The 20,232-nt window shown below is 63.6% G+C and carries 22 protein-coding genes; 14 read left to right on the forward strand and 8 right to left on the reverse strand.

Annotated features, from left to right (window positions below; genetic code table 11):
- Positions 1-48 precede the first annotated feature (48 nt).
- From earP to EST26_RS08630, 3 genes are all read left to right on the forward strand, one after another.
- Positions 49-1,176 (forward strand): elongation factor P maturation arginine rhamnosyltransferase EarP, encoded by a 1,128-nt coding sequence (gene earP / locus EST26_RS08620; RefSeq protein ID WP_291067049.1) that lies wholly within the window; start codon positions 49-51, stop codon positions 1,174-1,176.
- Positions 1,177-1,323: 147 nt separating this feature from the next.
- Positions 1,324-1,878, forward strand: a complete 555-nt coding sequence (gene efp / locus EST26_RS08625; RefSeq protein ID WP_291067051.1) for an elongation factor P — start codon at positions 1,324-1,326, stop codon at positions 1,876-1,878.
- A 261-nt stretch (positions 1,879-2,139) separates the two neighbouring features.
- Positions 2,140-3,012 (forward strand): TIGR00730 family Rossman fold protein, encoded by an 873-nt coding sequence (locus EST26_RS08630; protein ID WP_291067052.1) that lies wholly within the window; start codon positions 2,140-2,142, stop codon positions 3,010-3,012.
- A gap of 35 nt (positions 3,013-3,047) precedes the next feature.
- Here EST26_RS08630 and mnhG read toward each other — a convergent pair whose 3' ends face one another.
- The 8 genes from mnhG to EST26_RS08670 form a co-directional block, all read right to left on the reverse strand.
- A complete protein-coding gene (gene mnhG, locus EST26_RS08635; RefSeq protein WP_291067053.1) occupies positions 3,048-3,404 on the reverse strand; it encodes a monovalent cation/H(+) antiporter subunit G in 357 nt (118 codons plus the stop codon).
- A complete protein-coding gene (locus tag EST26_RS08640; protein ID WP_291067055.1) occupies positions 3,401-3,688 on the reverse strand; it encodes a monovalent cation/H+ antiporter complex subunit F in 288 nt (95 codons plus the stop codon). Before EST26_RS08640 ends, mnhG begins: the two co-directional genes overlap by 4 nt.
- Positions 3,685-4,032: a Na+/H+ antiporter subunit E gene (locus EST26_RS08645; RefSeq protein WP_291067057.1), complete on the reverse strand. Its 348-nt coding sequence runs from the start codon at positions 4,030-4,032 to the stop codon at positions 3,685-3,687. Before EST26_RS08645 ends, EST26_RS08640 begins: the two co-directional genes overlap by 4 nt.
- Positions 4,033-4,036: 4 nt before the next feature.
- Entirely contained in the window at positions 4,037-5,491 is a 1,455-nt protein-coding gene (locus EST26_RS08650) for a proton-conducting transporter membrane subunit (protein WP_291067059.1), read from the reverse strand.
- Positions 5,492-5,549: 58 nt separating this feature from the next.
- The gene (locus EST26_RS08655; RefSeq protein ID WP_291067061.1) at positions 5,550-5,978 is read right to left on the reverse strand and encodes an NADH-quinone oxidoreductase subunit K; all 429 of its coding nucleotides are present in this window, start codon (positions 5,976-5,978) and stop codon (positions 5,550-5,552) included.
- Positions 5,975-6,436 carry an MnhB domain-containing protein gene (locus tag EST26_RS08660; protein WP_291067062.1) on the reverse strand — a complete coding sequence of 154 codons (462 nt, stop codon included), beginning with the start codon at positions 6,434-6,436 and terminating at the stop codon, positions 5,975-5,977. The genes EST26_RS08655 and EST26_RS08660 overlap by 4 nt, the downstream gene beginning before the upstream one ends.
- A complete protein-coding gene (mbhE, locus tag EST26_RS08665; protein WP_291067064.1) occupies positions 6,433-8,739 on the reverse strand; it encodes a hydrogen gas-evolving membrane-bound hydrogenase subunit E in 2,307 nt (768 codons plus the stop codon). Before mbhE ends, EST26_RS08660 begins: the two co-directional genes overlap by 4 nt.
- Before the next feature lie 531 nt (positions 8,740-9,270).
- Positions 9,271-10,890, reverse strand: a complete 1,620-nt coding sequence (locus tag EST26_RS08670; protein WP_291067065.1) for an FMN-binding glutamate synthase family protein — start codon at positions 10,888-10,890, stop codon at positions 9,271-9,273.
- 190 nt (positions 10,891-11,080) lie between these two features.
- On the opposite strand from EST26_RS08670, the gene EST26_RS08675 reads away from it, so the two are divergent.
- From EST26_RS08675 to EST26_RS08725, 11 genes are all read left to right on the forward strand, one after another.
- A complete protein-coding gene (locus EST26_RS08675; RefSeq protein WP_291067067.1) occupies positions 11,081-12,223 on the forward strand; it encodes a PHB depolymerase family esterase in 1,143 nt (380 codons plus the stop codon).
- A gap of 87 nt (positions 12,224-12,310) precedes the next feature.
- The gene (locus tag EST26_RS08680; protein WP_291067069.1) at positions 12,311-12,508 is read left to right on the forward strand and encodes a hypothetical protein; all 198 of its coding nucleotides are present in this window, start codon (positions 12,311-12,313) and stop codon (positions 12,506-12,508) included.
- Positions 12,509-12,670: 162 nt separating this feature from the next.
- Positions 12,671-13,021, forward strand: a complete 351-nt coding sequence (locus EST26_RS08685; protein WP_291067071.1) for a DUF2007 domain-containing protein — start codon at positions 12,671-12,673, stop codon at positions 13,019-13,021.
- A gap of 738 nt (positions 13,022-13,759) precedes the next feature.
- Positions 13,760-15,571: an NAD(P)H-dependent oxidoreductase subunit E gene (locus tag EST26_RS08690; protein WP_291067073.1), complete on the forward strand. Its 1,812-nt coding sequence runs from the start codon at positions 13,760-13,762 to the stop codon at positions 15,569-15,571.
- On the forward strand, positions 15,568-16,272 hold the full coding sequence (locus EST26_RS08695) for a 2Fe-2S iron-sulfur cluster-binding protein (RefSeq protein WP_291067075.1): 705 nt from the start codon (positions 15,568-15,570) through the stop codon (positions 16,270-16,272). Before EST26_RS08690 ends, EST26_RS08695 begins: the two co-directional genes overlap by 4 nt.
- The gene (locus EST26_RS08700; protein ID WP_291067077.1) at positions 16,269-16,898 is read left to right on the forward strand and encodes an NADP oxidoreductase; all 630 of its coding nucleotides are present in this window, start codon (positions 16,269-16,271) and stop codon (positions 16,896-16,898) included. Before EST26_RS08695 ends, EST26_RS08700 begins: the two co-directional genes overlap by 4 nt.
- A gap of 17 nt (positions 16,899-16,915) precedes the next feature.
- Positions 16,916-18,382 carry a Ni/Fe hydrogenase subunit alpha gene (locus tag EST26_RS08705; protein ID WP_291067079.1) on the forward strand — a complete coding sequence of 489 codons (1,467 nt, stop codon included), beginning with the start codon at positions 16,916-16,918 and terminating at the stop codon, positions 18,380-18,382.
- Positions 18,366-18,866, forward strand: coding sequence for a hydrogenase maturation protease (locus EST26_RS08710; protein WP_291067081.1), 501 nt, complete (start codon positions 18,366-18,368; stop codon positions 18,864-18,866). The genes EST26_RS08705 and EST26_RS08710 overlap by 17 nt, the downstream gene beginning before the upstream one ends.
- A 29-nt stretch (positions 18,867-18,895) precedes the next feature.
- Positions 18,896-19,393 carry a cyclic nucleotide-binding domain-containing protein gene (locus EST26_RS08715; RefSeq protein WP_291067083.1) on the forward strand — a complete coding sequence of 166 codons (498 nt, stop codon included), beginning with the start codon at positions 18,896-18,898 and terminating at the stop codon, positions 19,391-19,393.
- A 65-nt stretch (positions 19,394-19,458) separates the two neighbouring features.
- The gene (locus EST26_RS08720) at positions 19,459-19,827 is read left to right on the forward strand and encodes a HupE/UreJ family protein (protein ID WP_291067085.1); all 369 of its coding nucleotides are present in this window, start codon (positions 19,459-19,461) and stop codon (positions 19,825-19,827) included.
- Between the two features lie 21 nt (positions 19,828-19,848).
- Positions 19,849-20,190 (forward strand): hydrogenase maturation nickel metallochaperone HypA, encoded by a 342-nt coding sequence (locus EST26_RS08725; RefSeq protein WP_291067087.1) that lies wholly within the window; start codon positions 19,849-19,851, stop codon positions 20,188-20,190.
- Positions 20,191-20,232 lie beyond the last annotated feature (42 nt).

The following is a 20,232-nucleotide window of genomic DNA, read 5'->3' on the forward strand; positions in this document are numbered from 1 at the left end:
GTTGTAACGCTTGTTATATTACCGCCATCTTCCCACCACTGCAAGGCCATGCCCGCCGCCACCGCACCGCACCGCACCCCGCCTCTGACCTGGGACGTGTTCTGCCACGTCGTCGACAACCTGGGCGACATCGGTGTCTGCTGGCGCTTGTGCGCCGACCTGGCGGCGCGTGGGCAGCGTGTGCGGCTGTGGATCGACGAACCCGGCGCCTTGCGCTGGATGGCGCCCGGCGCGCTCGAGGGCCGCGTTCACGGCGTGCGCGTGCTGCCCTGGACCACGCCGCTGGCGCCGGGCCTGTTGGCGCAACTTCCGCTGGCCGATGTCTGGATCGAGACCTTCGGCTGCCACCCGCCGCCACAGGCACGGGAACACTGGGCCGCCGCGCTCGCTGCTGGCGAGCGGCATCCGGTCTGGATCAACCTCGAATACATGAGCGCGCAGCCGTATGTGGAGCGCTCGCATGGCCTGCCCTCGCTGGTGTCCAGCGGGCCGCTGCGCGGCGTGGGCAAGTGGTTTTTCTACCCTGGTTTCAGCGCCTCTACCGGCGGGCTGCTGCGCGAGCCTGATCTGCCGGTGCGGCAGGCTGCCTTCGACGCCGCTGCCTGGCTGGCGTCGAAGGGCCTGCCGAACGCCAAGCGGCCACGCGCCAGCCTGTTCTGCTACGAGCCCGTCGCCCTGCCCGCTGTGCTGCAACAGGCTGGCGCAGACACTGCCAGCGACTGGCTGGTCACCGCCGGTCGCGCGGGCGACGCCGTCGGCGCCGCCCAGGCGCAGGGGCTGGACACAGGCCATGCCCGCCTGCACCGCTTGCCGCGCCTGACGCAGCGCGACTACGACCACCTGCTCTGGGCCTGCGAGCTGAATTTCGTGCGCGGCGAAGACTCGCTGGTGCGCGCGCTCTGGGCCGGCCAGCCCCTGGTCTGGCAGATCTACCCGCAGCACGACGACGCGCACCACGCCAAGCTCGAAGCCTTCCTGGACTGGCTGCGGGCGCCGGCCTCGCTGCGGGCGTTTCACCGGGCCTGGAACGGCATGGAGCTGCTGGCTGACCCGATCTGGCCCGGCTGGACGGTGCTGGAGAGCTGGCGCGCCTGCGTGCAGGCGGCGCGTGCGCGCCTGCTGGCGCAGCCCGACCTGGTCAGCCAGTTGCTTCAATTCGTCGCCGAGAAGCGGTAGAATGCAAGGTTTTGCAGTAAGCTGCTGCGGATACAGCAGCGCGGCCTGCCCGCCATCTGCATCGCCGCGCAGATCGCAACCACCCCCAGATTGCGGGCGCGCTTCCAAACGCCCCAGCAACAAGCGGCCAACCCCCTTGGAATTTTTATGAAAATCGCTCAAGAACTGCGCGCCGGCAACGTCATCATGCACGGCAAAGATCCCATGATCGTCTTGAAAACCGAGTACAGCCGCGGCGGCCGCGGCGCTGCCACGGTGCGCCTCAAGCTCAAAGCCCTGCTCAACAACATGGCAACCGAAGTGGTCTGCAAGGCCGACGACAAAATGGAGCAAATCATTCTGGACAAAAAGGAGTGCACCTACTCGTACTTTGCCGACCCGATGTACGTCTGCATGGACGCCGACTACAACCAGTACGAAGTCGAGGCCGAGAACATGGGCGACGCACTCAACTACTTGGAAGACGGCATGGCGGTCGAGGTGGTGTTTTACGACGGCAAAGCCATCTCGGTTGAACTGCCTACCAGCGTCGAGCGCTTGGTCAGTTGGACCGAACCCGCCGTCAAGGGCGATACCTCGGGCAAGGTGCTCAAGCCCGCCAAGATCGCCACCGGCTTTGAAGTCGCCGTGCCGCTGTTTGTGGCGCAGGACGACAAGATCGAAATCGACACCCGCACCGGTGAGTACCGCCGCCGGGTCTGATTGACGCTGGCGCGCCACAGCATCAAATCAACCGTTCGCCCTGAGCTCCGTTCATCCTGAGCCTGTCGAAGGGTCTGTCCTGAGCTCCGTTCATCCTGAGCCTGTCGAAGGGTCTGTCCTGAGCTCCGTTCATCCTGAGCCTGTCGAAGGGGTCGAAGGGCCTGTCCTGAGCGGAACTCAAGACGGCACCGGACCGGATCGACAGATGCATGAATGCCCGCTTGAAGCAACTGCTGCCAGCCCGCCTGGCGTGAGGTCCCAATGAATCCTGCCCATCACTTGAGTGAACGGCGCCTGGCCGATGCCTGGGCCGAGCTGCAAGCCCAGGCCGACAACGGCAAGACCTTGCAGGCCGACGCGCACCGACTGGCCTTTGCCGACCCGGAATTCTTGCTGCGGCGCGAGACGCGCGGCATCCGTTTGCAACTCGAAATGCTCAAGCCCGACCTGGCGCAACAGGAGCTGGGGGTTGAAAACACCGTGGTGGTGTTTGGCAGCGCGCGCTTTCGCGAGCGCGCCGTCGCGCAGGAGCGGCTGGAGCAGGCCCAAGCCAGCGGCGACGCGCGCGCGCTGGCGCAGGCGCGCGCGCTGCTCAACAACGCGCGCTACTACGAGCAGGCACGCGAATTCGCCCGCACCGTGGCGCGCTACAGCGCGCATTGCCCGAAGGAAGACCAGCTCTTCATCTGCACCGGCGGCGGCCCCGGCATCATGGAAGCGGCCAACCGCGGCGCACACGACGAGGGCGCGCTCAACGTCGGGCTGAACATTGCGCTGCCGCACGAGCAGGCCGGCAACGCCTATATCTCGCCCGAGCTGAGCTTCAAGTTCCACTACTTCGCGTTGCGCAAAATGCACTTCATGATGCGCGCCAAGGCGCTGGTGGCGTTTCCGGGCGGCTTTGGCACGCTGGACGAGTTGTTCGAGGTCATCACGCTGGTGCAATGCCAAAAGGCCAAGCCGGTGCCTATCGTGCTGTTTGGCTCGGACTACTGGAAGCGTTTGCTCAAACTCGAGGTGCTGGTGGAAGAAGGCGCGATATCGCCCGAAGACCTGGAGCTGTTCGAATACGTCGATACCCCGGCAGCAGCCTGGCAACACATCGTGCGCTTTTACGACCTGCCAGCGGACTGAACGGACGACCGCCGAGAACGCGCGGCGGCACCGAATCAGCGCCGGCCTGCTTTTTCCGCCGCCTCTTGCGCCGCCTGTGTGCTCAGCAGCGGCGCGCTCTCGATGGCGCGCTGGTGCGCCGCCGACTCGCGCACCGCCGCGCGCGCCAGCAGGTGCGATGCCACCGGCAGCGTGAAGAGCAAAAAGCCAATGATCAGCAGCAGGCGCCGCGTCCATTGCGGGTCGGCCATGGCCAGCATGGCACCCAGGCACAACACCGCCAACGCCAGCGTGCCGGCCTTGGTGGCAGCGTGCTGACGCGCCAGCGCGTCGGGCAGCTTGTGCACGCCCCAGGCGGCAATCACCAGCAGCAGCGCAGCCAGCACGATCAAGACAGCAGCCAACACATTCATGGTTTTTTCTCCGTGTGCTTGACCGCTGCCGAACGCTCGACCAGGCGCGCCCAGCCAACGGTGCCGACGAAGCCGACCAGCGCCAGCCCGATCGCCACGTCCAGAAACACCGTGCGCGCCGTCAGCAGCGAGGCGGCCACGGCGAGCGCCACACCGGCAGCCAGAAAAATATCCAGTGCGACGATGCGGTCGGCGTCGGTCGGGCCGCGCACGATGCGCACAGTGGCCAGCGCCAGCGCCAGCAGCGCGCCCAGCACCATCAGCACCGATGCGGCCTGAATCATGAGCGAACTCCAAACAAAACCACCAGACTGGACTCGAAGTCGCGTTCGATGCCTTCGATCATGCCGGGCAGGTCGCTGCCGTCGAGCACGTGCAGCAGCAACTCGTGGTGCTCCATGTCGATGTCTAGCGTCGTGGTGCCGGGTGTGAGCGTGATCATGCAGCCCAGAATGGCCGCGCCCTGCTCGTTCATGGGGGCAAAGCGCAGCCGCACGAACACGCCGGCGGCAGATGGACCGGTGCCAAAGCTGTTGCGCAAAATCACTTTGACGGTCTGAATGCCCGAGAGCACGACGGCGAGCAAAAAACGCAGCAGCAACTCGACGAAAGCGATTGCTTTTTTCATCATCTCATTGCGCTCCCAGGGTTTGCGCCGCGGCTTGCGCATAGGCCGCCAAGGGCTGCGGGTTCAGGCTGATCCACAGGATAACCAGAACCAGACCGACCGTAGCGACCCAGGCTGGGGCCAGGCGTGTCTTGCTGGGCAGGCGCCAGTTGGCGTCGGGGTGCGGTTTCCAGAACGCTTCGAGCCAGATCTTCATCATCGAATACAGGGTCAAGGCGCTGACCAGCAGGGCGACCACGGCCCAGACCACGCGACCCTGTGCAAGCGCTTCCTGCAAGATCATCAGCTTGGCCCAAAAGCCAGAAAATGGCGGAATACCGACCAGCGACAGCGCCGAGATCGCAAACAGCAGCGCCAGCGCCGGATGCGCCAGGTACAAGCCGCCAATTTTGCGCAGATCGTAGCTGCCGCTGTAGCGCCAGATCAGCGCGGCGATCAAGAGCAGATTGGCCTTCGCCAGGATGATGTGGATGGTGTAGAACAGCGTGGCGGCGTTGCCGGCCTGGCTGGCCAGCGCAATGCCGAGCAAGAGATAGCCGATCTGGCTGACGATGTGAAACGCCAGAATGCGCCGCATGTCCCAGTGGTAGGCCGCGCCGAGCACGCCAATCAGCATGGTCGCAGCGGCAATCCAGCCCAGCGCCTCCATCAACAGCTCAGGAGCCGGCGCAAACACATCGCCGGCGGTGCGCAGCACCGCGTAGACGCCGACCTTGGTCAGCAAACCGGCAAACAAAGCCAGCACCGGAGCTGGCAAAGTGTGGTAAGACGCGGGCAACCAGACAAAGAGCGGAAAGGCGCCCGCCTTGAGCAAAAAGGCGATCAGCAGCGTGCCAAGCACCAGGGTCAAAAGCGCTGGCGTCAGGCCCGGCGCTGCCTGCGCCAGGGCGTCAAAGTTGAGGTGGCCGGTGGCCGCGTAGACCATGCCCACCGCCATCAGCAGCAGCAGCGTGCCCAGCATATTGAGCACCAGGTACTTGAAGGTGCCGTCAAGCTGATCGAGCCGTCCGCCCATGGCGAACAAACCCAAGGAGCAGATCAGCATGATCTCGAACCAGACGTAGAGATTGAACAGGTCGGCGGTGACAAATGAACCCGCCACGCCAGCGAGCAGTCCGTGCAGCAGCGGCAGCAGCAGCGGGTGCTGGTTGCCGGTGTCGGCGTCGCTGAGCAGAAACAGCAGCGATGCCAGCCACATCAGCGCGGTGATGAGCACCAGCGAGGCACCCAGCCGGTCGATGCGGAATTCGATGCCAAAGGGCGCCGGCCAGTCGCCAAAAGCGCTGCGCAGGTCGGCACCGGCTCCCGCTTGCTGCACCAGCACCAGCGCGCAGGCGAGAAACGCCAGCACGCCGACGAAGCTGAAGGTTTTTTGCAAGCCAGGCTGGTTGCGACTGAAGGTGGTCAGCAGCACCGTCGCCAGCGGAATCAGCACAGGGGCGGCTACCAGTGCGCTCATTCAGCAATCTCCGGGCCGCGCAGGGCGTTGCACAGCGGGTGGGGGGGCGGCGCAGCGATCATCGACGGCTTTCGGTGTCAAAACCGGGGTGCAGCGGATCGAGCGCCGCTTCGGTTACGGGCGGCTTGAGCGGGTCGGTGGGCAGCGGTTCGGCGTAGCGCAGTTGCTCGGCGTCGTCCGAGCCGGACAGTTGAATCAGACGCAAGGCCAGCACCAGGGCAAAGCAAAGCAGAGCAAACCCGATCACGATGGCGGTCAAGACCAGCGCCTGCGGCAAGGCGTTGGCGGCTTCACCCAGAGCCTGCTGTCCGATGGGCACCACCGCCGGGTGGGCCGATTGCAGCCGGCCTGAAGCCAGCAGCACCAGGTTGGCGGCCGCGCCCAGCACCGACAGACCGAGCACGCAACGGAACAGGTCGCGCGAGAGCACCAGGTAAACCCCGGCGCCGACACTCACAAAAACCGTCAAGGCCAGCACCCAGATCATGGCTTTTCCTCCTGCGCCGGACTGGCATCCAGGTCGTCGAGACCGAGCAAGGCGATGGCATAGCCGGCCAGCGCGCCCCAGACGCACAGGTAAACACCCAAATCGAACAGCATCACGGTCGATACCTTGAGGTCGGTAAAGCCCAGCGGCAGGCTGCCCCAGAAGTGGGTCAGGAAAGCGGACGAATGCCACAGCGCCGGCAGGCCCGACAAGGTGGCCAGCGCCAGGCCAGCGGCGGTCAGGCGCAACGGGTCGCCCAGCAGCAAGCGCCGGCTGGCGGCGGCGCCGCCATGCGCGACCGCCCACAGCACCGAAGCACTGACGGCCAGCAAGCCGCCAATGAAGCCGCCGCCGGGTTCGTTGTGGCCGGTCAGGAGCACCCAAACCGAGGCCGCCAGGATGACCGCGTACAGGGGGCCGGCGACCACCTCCAGCATCACCAGTCGCGCGCGCATCATGCACCCTCCTTGGCGGCGGCTGCGTTGTTGCGCGCCGCACGCAATGTCTGTAACAGCGGCCAGGCAGCCAGGAAAGACAACATCACGACCGCAATCTCGCCCAGGGTGTCGAGGGCGCGAAAATCGACCAAAATCACGTTGACGACGTTGCGCCCATGGGCCTCTGGGACGCTGGTGACGGCAAAGTAGTCGGTCAGCACCGGATTGAAAACGCCGCCGGTGGCCAGCAGCAGCAGCGCGGTGATGCCGCCGGCCAGCAACAGCGCAGCCGCCAGCGCCTGCGGCCGCCCGCCCGGCTCGGGCAGGCTTTTTCCGTGGCCCTGGCGTTTGAGCTTGAGCAGCACCGAAGCGACCACGATCACCAGCACGGTCTCGACCACGAACTGGGTGTAGGCGACGTCGGGGGCGCCAACGAAGATGAACAACATGCCGCAGCCAAAGCCGACCAGTCCGGTGACCAGCAGCAAGACCAGGCGGTCGCGCACCCAGCAAGCCAGCAGCGCGCCGGCCATGATCACCAGGCAGGCGCCGACAAAACCGGGCGACGGGGTGTCCCACGCGGGCCAGACCCATTGGCCCTGGCCGCTCAACAAGAGCGCCAGCAGCGCCAGGCCGACGCTGGCGCAGACCCACAGCCCATAGTCGGGCAGGCTGCCGTTCTGAAACAGCCGCGTGCTGGCGGCGGCCGAACGCACCAGGCCTTTGAGCGCGCGCTCGTACTGCGCGGCCATGCCAAAGCGCTCAAACGGAACGTCGAGCCGCGCAAGCAGACGGTGCAAGGGGTCCCAGGCAAAATAAATCAGCGCTCCGATGCCCAGCGCCAGCGCCAGCGAGGCCAGCGCCGGCCCCAGGTTCAGCGCCAGACCGAGGGCGGCCGTTTGAGCGGTCGGTGACATGACGTGCGAGACCTGGGCCACCAGGTCATTGACGACGAAGGGGAACATGCCGAGCAAGATGCCCAGCAAGGCCAGCAGCAGCGGCGGGCCAAACAAGGACAAACCGCCCTCATGCGCGTCCAGCGGCGTGATGTTGGTGCCCGGGTGGCGCCAGAACACGCGCACCGCTGCCACCCCGGCCACCGCCACCGTGATGGCGCCGAAGACGATGTTGGCGGCTTTGACGAACACCAGCGCGTAGCCGGCCGCTTCGGCGGCCAGAATCATGTCTTTGGCAATGTAGCCCATAGACAGCGGCAGCCCGGCCATGGACAAACCGGCCAGCAAGGCGGCGGCGGCGGTCCAGGGCATGGCGTGGCGCAGATTGCCCAGGCGGTCGATCACGCGTGTGCCGGTGCCGTGGTCGATGTTGCCGGCGACGAAGAACAGCGGCGCTTTGTACAAGGCGTGCGCCAGCAGCAAGGTGGCCACCGCCAGCCCCGCACCCTGGCCGCGCAGCCCGACCAGCATCACCAGCGTGCCCAGCGTGGCGACGGTGGACCAGGCCAGAATGCGCTTCAAGTCGCGTTCGCGCAGCGCCAGCACCATGCCCCAGGCGGCGGTGAGCGAACCCACGCCTTGCAGCAGCCACTGCCACAGCGGCCACTCGCCAAAACCGGGGTCCAGCCGCGCCAGCAGGTACACGCCGAGCTTGACCATGGTGGCCGAGTGCAGGTAGGCCGACACCGGCGTCGGTGCCGTCATGGCGTTGGGCAGCCAGAAATGGAACGGAAATTGGGCGCTCTTGGTGAATGCGCCCACCAGAATCAACAGCAATGCGACGGTCAAGGCTGGCGTGGCAGCGGTATGTGGCAAGCGGGCGACGATTTCGCTCATCGACCAGCTATCCATCGCCTGGCCGAGCACGATGAAGCCGGCCAGCATGAACAAGCCGCCGCCGCCGGTGACCAGCAGCGCTTGCTGCGCCGACTTGCGGCTGTTGGGCTGCTCGTGGTTGAAGCCGACCAGCATGAACGAGGTCAGGCTGGTCATCTCCCAGAACAGGAACAGCACGATCAGGTTGTCGGCGGTGACGGTGCCTATCATGGCCAGCATGAAGAGCACCAGCAGCACGTAGAGCCGCACTTGCTGCGGATGGCCCGCCAGATAGCCGCCGGCGTAGACAAAAACCGCGGTGCCGATGCCGGTGATCATGAGCAGCATCAGCATCGACAGACCGTCAACGCGAAACGACCAGTCAACGCCGAGCGCGGGCACCCACTCCTGGTGCCAGATCAGCGGCAGCGGCTGCGTCAGCAGCAGCCAAACCACCAGACCAAAAGCCAGCGCCGGCACAGCGGTAAAGGCGGCACAGCCCAGCCACGACAAGCCGCCTGAGGGGGGGTGTGAATCGGATGCGTGTGCCATGAAAATGAAAATGGGTCGTGTGCGAGGCCGGAAATTGAATCGGTCACGCGCCAAATGGCTTAGGGCGACACAAAATTCACGCCCAACGCCCAATCGGCAGGTGATCATAATCGACTCGCGCCGCCGCCCCCCGGGGGCCTTGTCCAACGTGGTGTGAGCCTGAACGGGGCGCGTTTCCAACGAGGAATGAGCCTGAGGACGGGGATGTAGGGTCGAATCGGGGCGAGTTGATCATCACAAGGATGGTGATCGACATGGACTAGATGTCAAGTTCCGCCCGTTCCGATGGGGCCGAACGTTTGAGCTGAGCGAACGGTTACCCTGTGCAAGAGGTAACTCATGCGTAGCGCCGTAGGATCCCCTGCCATCAGGCGGGGGAGGATGTCAAACGCGGTTGAAGCGCCGCAGATTTTCCACCAGACCACGGTCTGGGTTGCCCATGCGAGCATCAGACCCCGGTACAACGCTTTTGCGAGCTGCAGCGCGCAGCACCAGGTTCAATGCGCTGCAACGAATCCAGCCGCACGGCTCTCACGCCAGCCCAAAGCGATCCGCGCGCGCCAGCGCCCAGTAGGTATCGAACACCGGGTGCTGCACCTGTGCGCCGCTGAGCAAGGCGCCCGGCGCGACGCTGGGCAGCAATTGCGCCAGCAGACGCACCTCGTTTTCGTTCACACGGCGCACGATGTGCCGCGCACTGATCTCACACGGGTGCTGCAAGCCACTGGCCTGCACCAGCTCCTGCAAGGCTTTGAGTGTTTGCTGGTGGTAATTGAATACGCGCTCGGACTTGTCGGACACCACCAGCGCCTGCTGGCGCAGCGGGTCTTGCGTGGCCACCCCGGTCGGGCAGGCGCCGGTGTGGCAGGTCTGGGCCTGAATGCAGCCCAGTGCGAACATGAAGCCACGCGCGCTGTTGCACCAGTCGGCGCCGACGGCGAAGGCGCGTGCCAGGTCGAACGCGCTGACCACCTTGCCGGCCGCACCGAGCTTGATGCAGTCGCGCAGATTCACCCCCACCAAGGTGTTGTGTACCAGGCGCAGCCCTTCTTGCAGCGGGACGCCGACATGGTCGGTAAATTCCAGCGGCGCCGCTCCGGTGCCGCCCTCGCTGCCGTCAACGACGATGAAGTCGGGTGTGATGCCGGTCTCCAGCATCGCTTTGACGATGGCAAACCATTCCCAGGGGTGGCCGACGCAGAATTTGAACCCGGTCGGTTTGCCGCCCGAGAGTTCGCGCAGACGGGCGACGAAATGCAGCAACTCCATCGGCGTGGCAAAAGCGCTGTGGGCAGCGGGCGAAACACAATCGACCCCCATACGCACACCGCGCGCAGCGGCGATCTCGGGCGTGACCTTGGCCGCCGGCAACACGCCGCCATGCCCCGGCTTGGCGCCCTGGCTGAGCTTGATCTCGATCATCTTGACCTGGGGTTCGAGCGCATTGGCCTTGAACTTGTCCTCGTTGAAGCGGCCCGCAGCGTCGCGGCAGCCGAAGTAGCCAGAACCGATTTCCCAGATCAAATCACCACCGTGCAGCCGGTGCCAAGCCGAGATCGAACCCTCGCCGGTGTCGTGCGCAAAACCGCCGCGCCTAGCACCAGCGTTGAGCGCCTGGATGGCATGGGCCGAGAGCGCGCCAAAACTCATGGCTGAAATGTTGAAGACGCTGGCGTCATAGGGTTGGCGACAGAGCGGCCCGCCGATGGTGAGGCGAAAGTCGCTTGAGGCCAGGGTGCTGGGCAGCAATGAGTGGTTGATCCACTCGAAGCCGTTGGCGGTCACGTCGAGCTGGGTGCCAAACGGCCGTTTGTCGGTCTCGCCCTTGGCGCGCGCGTAAACCAGGCTGCGCTGGCTGCGAGAAAACGGCGCCTCGTCGGTGTCGCCCTCCAGAAAATACTGGCGAATTTCAGGCCGGATTTTCTCCAGCATGTAGCGCAAGTGGCCGAGCACCGGGTAATTGCGCCGCAACGCACTTTTGCTCTGGCGCAAATCCCACAAGCCAAGCGCACTCAGGCTGGCAAACAGCAGAAAGAAAAAACCTCCGACGCCAAAGCCGATCCAGGCAAACAGGCTCAGCAAAGCCGCCAGCACGCACAGGACAAGAGCGGTGTAGCGCACCGGGTAAATGGCGTCGAGCCGATCAAGCATGGTGTCTTTCTGAAGTGCAGCAAGGCTACACTGGGTCGCATCATAAAACCCAACCGAGTCATTCCATGAATACGCTTGACTTGACTGCGCCGGCGTCGCCCTTGAGCAGCGACGACTGTGCCGAGATCGAAGACCAGCTCGACGAGCTGCGCACGCGCAACGAATGAGCACAGACCCGCTTCGCCTAGCAATGAACATCCAAAAAAGCATCGAACGTGCACTGGCCGCGCTAAGAGCCGAGCGGCTGCACGCTGCACGCCAAGCCCTGCGCGAGGCATGGGGCGCCTTCGGGCTGGGTCAGGCACGCCAAGACAGCCCGAGCGCACCTGCACCTGCACCTGCACCTGCACCTGCACCTGCACCTGCACCTGCACCTGCACCTGCACCTGCACCTGCACCTGCACCTGCACCCGGCGGCGGATCCTTCCTCCGCCTTGAACACCGCAGCCCGGCCGGCTCGCTGGCCTACCACTTGTATCTGCCCGCAGCGGCCCGCAGCGCGACGGCCCAGGCGATGCCGCTGCTGGTGCTGCTGCACGGCTGCAAGCAGACCGCCAAGGAATTTGCCACTGGCACGCAAATGAACCGCCTGGCCGAGCAGCACGCTTGGCTGGTGCTCTACCCCGAACAGTCGACGCACGCCAACCCCTCGCGCTGCTGGAACTGGTTTCGCCCCTCGGATCAGCAGCGCCAGAGCGGTGAGCCGGCGCTGCTGGCCGAGCTGACGCAAGCAGTGGCGACCCAGTACCCGGTGCAGCGCCAGTGCATCTTTGTGGCCGGCCTGTCGGCAGGAGCGGCGATGGCGGTGATTCTGGGCCAGACCTACCCCGACTGGTTTGCTGCCGTCGGCGCCCATTCGGGCCTGCCCTACGCGGCGGCGCACGACATCCCGTCGGCATTGGTGGCCATGAAAGGCCGCACTCTGCTGGGCCGGCCGCATTTTCCAGGCACGGCAGACGACCCGCGCCGCCCCGCCACACAGGCGCTGCCCACCATTGTGTTTCACGGCGGGCGTGATCGCACGGTGCGCCCCAGCAATGGCGCTGGCATCGTTTTTCAAGCGCAGCACGCGCACGCGCAGCAAAATGCCCGCTTGGGACATCCTGCGCTGCGCGAGCGCACCGAACAGGGTCAGTCAGCCGACGGGAAAAGCTACACCCGAACCTGCTACCTCGACGCCCAGGGTCAGGTGCAAATCGAGTCGTGGACGCTGCACGAAGGCGCTCACGCCTGGTCGGGCGGCGACCCGGCCGGCTCTTTCACCGACCCGGGTGGCCCGAACGCCTCAGCCGAGATGCTGCGCTTTTTCCTCAGCCATAGCGCGCGCACCTGAACCCTTGCCTCCCACCCCAAGCCCGAAACAACGGCCAGCTGCGGCAGGGCACATAATCGCACGGAACTCGACAATCAAGGAATCAAGGTGTCCAGATCCAGCCTTCACTGGTACGTGTTCGCCCTCAAAGAAAAGGACGTCAACCTTGCGAGCCCCGAACAGGGAACCATCGTCACAATTGTTGAGCGGTCAACCGGTGAGGTCAGGCTGGTGAAAAGCGCCGCAAGCGCCGAGTCCATCGCCACCTTGATCATGAGTTTCAGGCCGAACCAGCCTATTTCCTGACGCGAAATGATTTTTCCCTTCACTCCATCCCGGCGAGTGCCATCGAGCCCCGAAATCGTCAAATATCGCGCCTCTCCCCTTTCGTTTATCTCACCTCCGGTCGTTATAGTCCCGGGTGCCGACTTCAGCCTACCGACCACCGATTGAGCGAGCCCAGCCCACATGGACGAAGGCAACAGCCCCTACGACCCGGCGCTGGGCGACTGGCAGACGCTGGCCCGCTTTTTCAGCCCGACCGAAGCCTGCTTGCTGCGCGGCTGCCTGCAAGCTGCCGGCGTGCCGGCAGCGCTGGCCGATGCGCATCTGGTGCAAACCTATAGCCTGCTCGCCAGTGCCGTCCCCGTGCGGGTGCTGGTGCCCGAGCGCTGCCTGGCACAGGCCCGGGCGGTCATGGCAGCCTACCAGCGCGGCGACTACAGCCTGCCAGACGACGAGCCCACAGCGTCCATGAACCCGCTCCAGACCGACTCTGAAGACGCCGACCGAACACCAAGGGAAAATCCCAATACCTAAGGATGCCGCCAGCGTTTAGAGTTGCGCCACTCGCAGCCCGCACCCGTTTGCAGGCCGACCGCGAGGGACCGAGGAGACATACCCAGTCCAAGCACAGCTCTTTGCCAAGCGCCCCCAGAGACGCAGCAAAGTCAAAAGCCGACCCTCGCGGGTCGGCTTTTTTTTGTGCGCCCAGCATGGGCGCACTCCCGCAGGTGCAAGTCCTCCCGCAAGCTGACCACAGCGTGCTGACAATCGCTTACTTCGATCGGATGGGACTGCCCCGACTCTCATGACCTCAAACTCTCGAACCGCCGGGTGCGGACCCGCATGCCCGGTGGTGTGGCAGGGGCGCAGCCGATAATGGCTGCCCCCTATGCCGATGTCCGTGTCTTTTGTCCGGCATGCCGGCGACGGCCTGCAACCGAAAGATCATCTTTCACCTGTTTCGGAAAACTGGAAAGAAATCTTGCAGACAATACCTGGCTGCGCCCGCTCAACTGAGCAGGTGAAAAAAAAACCGATGCAAAACAATGAGTTGCACGCTCTGCTTGGTATTTTCCCTGAGCAGACATATTCTGGCCCGAGGCTTGCAATCCCCCTGTTGTGCGCCCAAGCCCAGCGGGTCTGTTCAAATCGGGCCGCAGCCGTTGCCCCAGCCCCACCACCCCGAGACCCGATATGCAAAGGAGCGCCAGCACCGAAGCTTCGCACGGCATCACCCCGCTTTTTCACTGACAACCATTGGAATTGGTCACCATGAATAAAGAGACACAGACAATACTGCAGCGCTACGATTCGGATCGAACCCGCCTGATGGACATTCTCTGGGACATCCATGACGCCTTCGGTCATCTGCCGCCAGCCCTCCTGCCGCAGCTCGAGGCCGGCCTGAACATCTCGCGCAACGACATCCTGGAGACCGCGAGCTTCTACCACTTTTTTCACACCAAGCCGACCGGCACGCATCAGATTTACCTGAGCAACACCGTTTTGGCCAAGATGAATGGCTACCAAGGCGTCTACGAAGCGCTTGAGAGTGCCACCGGTAGCAGTTTTGGCGTCACCGAGGCCGGCTCGGAATTCAGTCTGTTCGAGACCAGTTGCATCGGCCTGAGCGATCAGGAACCGGCCATGCTGGTCGACAAGATCGCCTTCACACACCTGACACCGTCCAAGGTGCACTACCTGATCGAACAGCTCAAGCAGGGCAAGACCGCCGAACAAATCGCCAACCCGGCCGGCCTTGTGAACACCGAGCTGGATTACGTTGAAAACCAGGTCGAATCCAACGTGCGCACCCGGGGGCCGGTGTTTTTCCGCGGCAAAATCAACTTGCCGGAGCTGATCAAGGAAACGCTGGATCGACCTCCGGAACAAGTCATCAGCCAGGTGATCGACTCCGGTCTGCGCGGGCGCGGCGGCGCCGGCTTTTCCACCGGCCTGAAGTGGCGTTTGTGCCGCAACGCGCCCGGCAGCGAGAAATACGTGATCTGCAACGCCGACGAGGGCGAGCCCGGCACCTTCAAAGACCGCGTGCTGCTGACGCGCTCACCCAAACAGGTGTTCATGGGCATGGTGCTGGCCGCTTACGCCATCGGCAGCCGGCACGGCATTGTCTACTTGCGCGCCGAATACCATTATCTGAAGGCCTATCTGGAGGCGCAGTTGCAGCAGATGCGCGCGCAAAACCTGCTCGGGCACTCGATTGGCGGATCGAATGATTTCCACTTCGACATCCGGATTCAAATGGGCGCGGGCGCCTACATCTGTGGCGACGAGTCGGCGCTGATCGAATCCTGCGAAGGCAAGCGCGGCACACCGCGCGTCAAGCCGCCGTTCCCGGTGCAACAGGGCTATCTGGGCCAGCCCACCAGCGTCAACAACGTCGAGACCTTTGCCGCCGTGACCCACATCATGGAACAAGGCTCGGACTGGTTCAAAGATCTGGGCACGCCCCAATCGCGTGGCACCCGACTGCTTAGCGTGGCGGGCGATTGCAGCAAGCCCGGCATCTACGAAGTCGAATGGGGCACCACCATCAAACGGGTGCTGGAAAAAGTAGGCGCCTACGACGCACGCGCGGTGCAAATCAGCGGCCCTTCGGGCGAATGCATTTCGGTCGCCAAAGACGGCGATCGGCAACTGGCCTACGAAGACCTGTCCTGCAACGGCGCTTTCACCATCTTCAACAGCCGGCGCGACCTGCTCGACATTGTCAAAGACTTCATGCACTTCTTCGTCGATGAGTCGTGCGGCATTTGCGTGCCGTGCCGCTCCGGCAACGTCGATCTGTACCGCAAAGTCGAACTGGTCATCGCCGGCAAAGCCAGCCGCCAGGACCTGGAGCAGGTGGTCAAGTGGGGGGCGCTGGTGCGCAAGACCAGCCGCTGCGGCCTGGGCACCACATCGCCCAAGCCCATTCTGACCACGCTGGACAAATTCCCCGAAATCTACGAAGCCAAACTGGTCAAGCAAAAAGGGGCGCTGCTGCCCTCGTTTGACTTCGAACAGTCCTTGAGCGAGCACGCCAAGGCGGTGCAGGAGCTGCAAACCGAGGAGCAAAAATGAGCATCCAGATCAGCATCGATGGCGTCAGCATGAACGCCGAAGAAGGACAGCCCCTGGTCGACGTCGCCGCCGACAACGGGGTCTACATCCCCACCCTGTGCTACCAGAGGGGCAAACCCTGCCTGGGCACCTGCCGGGTCTGTTCGGTCAAGGTCAATGGTGTGGTCAACGCCTCGTGTACGGTCAAAGTGGCCCAGGGCATGGAGGTGCAGGTCAACGAGCCCGAACTGAACGACATGCGCAAGGGCCTGGTAGAGGCGCTGTTCTCCGAGGGCAATCACAACTGCCCGAGCTGCGAGAAAAGCGGCCGCTGCGAATTGCAGGCCACCGGCTACGAACTCGAAATGGTCGTCTCGCGTTTCCCCTACCGCTTTCCGGTGCGGGTACAAGACCACGCCAGCGAAAAGATCTGGCTCGAGCGTGATCGCTGCATTTTTTGCCAGCGCTGCGTCGAGTTCGTGCGCGACCAGGCGACCGGCAAGAAGATTTTCAGCATCAGCGGCCGCGGCACGAATGCCCGCATCGAGATCGACGTCGATCTCGCCAACGCCATGTCCAACGAGCAAGTCAAGCAAGCGGTGGATATGTGCCCGGTTGGCACCATCATTGAAAAAGGCGTCGGCTACAACCACCCGGTGCTGCAGCGCAAATTCGAAGTCAAAACCCTGCGTGAACGCGTCCTGAGCGGAGAAACCCCATGAGCCATGCTGTCAAAAACGAAACCGCCTCGCACCAGTTGCGTGCCACGCCACTCGATCCGGTCCTGGCTGCCGGTCGGGCCGGGAAAATCAAGGTCGCCACCATCGGATTTTGCGGCTGCTGGGGCTGCACCCTGTCGTTCCTGGACCTCGACGAGCGGCTGCTGCCCTTGTTTGAAAAAATCACCCTGCTGCGCTCCTCGTACACCGACATCAAGCGCATCCCCGAGCGCTGCGCCGTCGGCTTCATCGAAGGTGGGGTGGCGAACGAGGAAAACATCGAAACCCTGGAGCATTTCCGGGACAACTGCGACGTGCTGATTTCGGTCGGGGCCTGCGCAGTTTGGGGCGGCGTGCCCGCCATGCGCAATGTCGTCGAATTGAAAGACTGCCTGGAAGTGGCTTACTCGAGCTCGGTGACTTCGCCGGTCGGCGCCAGGCGGGTGATACCGTTTCACCCCGACATTCCGCGCCTGACCAACAAAGTCTACCCCTGCCATGAAGTGGTGAAGATGGACTACTTCATCCCCGGCTGCCCGCCTTCGGGCGATGCGATTTTCAAAGTGTTTGACGACCTTTTGAATGGCCGCCCATTCAATTTGCCCAGCACCATCAACCGCTACGAGTGAAGATTGGAGAATGAATCATGAGCAGAAAACTGGTTATTGATCCGGTGACTCGCATCGAGGGTCACGGCAAGGTGGTGGTGCAACTCGACGACAACAACCAAGTCACCGATGCCAAGCTGCATGTGGTGGAGTTTCGCGGCTTCGAGAAATTCATCCAGGGCCACCCGTATTGGGAAGCGCCCATGTTCCTGCAGCGCATCTGCGGCATTTGCTTTGTCAGCCACCATTTGTGCGGCGCCAAGGTGCTCGACGACATGATAGGCGTCGGTCTGAAAGACGGCATCAACGTCACCCCAACGGCCGAGAAAATGCGCCGCCTCGGCCACTACGCGCAGATGCTGCAGTCGCACGTGACGGCGTATTTTTATCTGATCGTGCCGGAAATGCTGTTCGGCATGGACGCCGCACCCGAGCAGCGCAACGTGATCGGTCTGATCGAGGCCAACCCGGCGCTGGTCAAGCGCGTGGTGATGCTGCGCAAATGGGGCCAGGAGATGCTCAAAGAGGTGTTCGGCAAGAAAATGCACGGCATCAGCTCGATCCCGGGCGGGGTCAATAAAAACCTGAGCGTGGCCGCGCGCGAGCGCTTTCTGAACGGCGAAGAAGGCCTGATCTCGATCGACCAGGTGCTGGATTACGCCATGGACGGCCTGAACCTGTTCTACGATTTTCACGAGAAAAACCGCGCCCAGGTCGATCGTTTCGGCGACGTGCCGGCGCTCAATATGTGCCTGGCCAACGCTGACGGCAATGTCGATTACTACCACGGCACTATGCGCGTGGTCGACGACAACAAGAAACTGGTGACTGAATTCGATTACCACGACTATCTGGAGCATTTCTCCGAAGCCACCGAAGAGTGGAGCTACATGAAGTTCCCCTACCTCAAGACTTTGGGACGCGAGGCCGGTTCGGTGCGGGTCGGGCCGCTGGCGCGCATGAATGTGACCAAGACCCTCTCGACGCCGCTGGCGCAAGAGGCATTGGAGCGCTTTCACGCCTACACCAAGGGCCGCGCCAACAACATGACGCTGCACACCAACTGGGCGCGCGCGATCGAGATCGTGCACGCAGCCGAGATTTGCCGCGATTTGCTCAACGACCCGGATTTGCAAAAAGACCAATTGCTGCTGACGGCGCCGCCCAATGCCTGGACCGGCGAGGGCGTGGGCGTGGTCGAAGCCCCGCGCGGCACGCTGCTGCACCACTACCGCGCCAACCAGGAGGGCAATATCACCTTCGCCAACCTGATCGTGGCCACCACCCAGAACAACCAGGTCATCAACCGCACCGTGCGCAGCGTGGCCGAGGAATACCTGAACGGACAAGGCGAGATCACCGAGGGCATGATGAACGCCATCGAGGTCGGCATCCGCGCCTACGACCCCTGCCTGAGCTGTGCCACGCACGCGCTCGGGCAAATGCCGCTGACCGTCTCGGTGCTGGACGCGGCAGGGAATCTGGTCCATGAACGCGCGCGCTGAACACCCGATCCTGTCGCTGGCTGATTTCAATCAGCCCGGCAACCTGATTTATGGCATTGGCAACGTCGGGCGCCAGGACGACGGACTGGGCTGGGCTTTCGTCGATTGGCTGGAGCAGCAATCTGACAGCCCGCAAGCCGAGTTGCAGCGCCACTACCAATTGCACCTGGAGGACGCCGACCTGATCAGCACCTTTGGGCGCGTACTGTTCATCGACGCCAGCAAGGACGCGGCGCTGGAATCGTTCAGTCTGACGCGGGTGCAGCCGAAGATGGATTTCAGCTTCAGCTCGCACGCGATCTCGATTCCCGCCATTTTGGCCACCTGCCAGCAGTGTTTTGAGCACGCGCCCGAAGTCTATGTGCTGGCGATCCGCGGCTACGCGTGGGAGCTCGAGCAGGGACTGAGCGCACGGGCGCAGTTCAATCTGGAAGCGGCGATTGAATGGATTTCCATGCGCCGAATTGAGTCATGCACCGTTTGATCTTTTGTTAAACCCCACCGGAGAATCTCATGAATCAACACGAAATCGACAAAATCGCGGCCTTGATTTACGCCGCCCCCCTGGGTGAATACATCGGCCGCGACGGCGCTGCCATCCTGGCCGAGCGGGCCGGCTGCGTGCGCCGGCTCCAGGACAAGGAATATCTCTACCGCAAGGACGAGACCACCAACAGCTTCTACATCGTCAGCGAAGGTCGGCTGGCGCTGATAAAGGAAACCAGCGGCGGCGACCAAGTGTTGCACGTGCTCGAAAAAGGCGACCTGGTCGGCGAGCTTAGCTTCATCGACCAGATGCCACACAACCTGGGCGTGATGGCGCTGGGCAACGCCACCGTGCTGTGCTTCAGTGCCGATGGTATGCGGCCCCTGATCACCGAGCACCCGGAGCTGGTGTACAACTTCATGCGTGCCGTCATCAAGCGCGTGCACAGCGTGGTGGCAGCGGTTTCGGCGCAGCAAATGGCGCTGGAGCAATACATCTCAACCGGCGCCAAGGGGCGCGGCTGATCGGCAAGGCCCAGGGCAGGCAAGAACCGCCCTGGGCGTCATTCCCCCCCTTGAGGAGATCACCCATGCAAAACAAATCAATCCGCCATCTGCTCGGCGCCACCGTGCTGACCGTGCTGTGCGGCAGCGCCCTGGCCCACCCCGGCCACGGCAGCACCAGCTTCTTGCACGACGGCCTGCTACACCTGCTGGAGGTCGAACACCTGCTGGTGCTGCTGGCGGTCGGTCTCTGGGCGGCACTGGCCGTACCCGCCCAGCGGCTGCTGTGGGCTAGCTTCAGCCTGTTTGGCGCCATGGGACTGAGCTGGATGTTCAAGCTCGCGGGCTTGACGACGCCGTTTCTGGCCAGCGCCGCTGCTCTGGCGTTGGTGCTGTCGGCTGCCTCGCTGTGGCACAGGCGGCAGGCGCGGCGCGCGGCCTTGAGCAAAACCTGAGCACAAAAGCGATCTCACACCATGCATGAAGTCAGCCTGGCTGCGGGCGTGTTGAAGCTGGTGGAAGACACTGCAGCGCGCGAAGGTTTTAGCCGTTTGCTATCGTTGCGGCTGGCAGCGGGCCAGCTTGCCGGTGTCGAACTGCCCGCGCTGCGTTTTGCCTTGCAAAGCCTGGCGCCGGGCACGCTGCTCGAAGGCGCAGCGATAGAGATCGAGCAGCCGCCCGGACAGGCCTGGTGCCTGAACTGCCACCAGACGGTGGAATTACAGCAGCGCGGCGACGCCTGCCCAGCCTGCGCCAGCTACTTGCTGCAAGCCACCGGCGGCATGGAGCTGCGCGTGCTGGAGATGGAAGTCGATTGAAATTCGTTCCGACGCCTGGCGTCTGAACCGACCAAGGAAATC

This window comes from Hydrogenophaga sp. (assembly GCF_014773545.1).
Lineage (GTDB): Bacteria > Pseudomonadota > Gammaproteobacteria > Burkholderiales > Burkholderiaceae_C > Hydrogenophaga.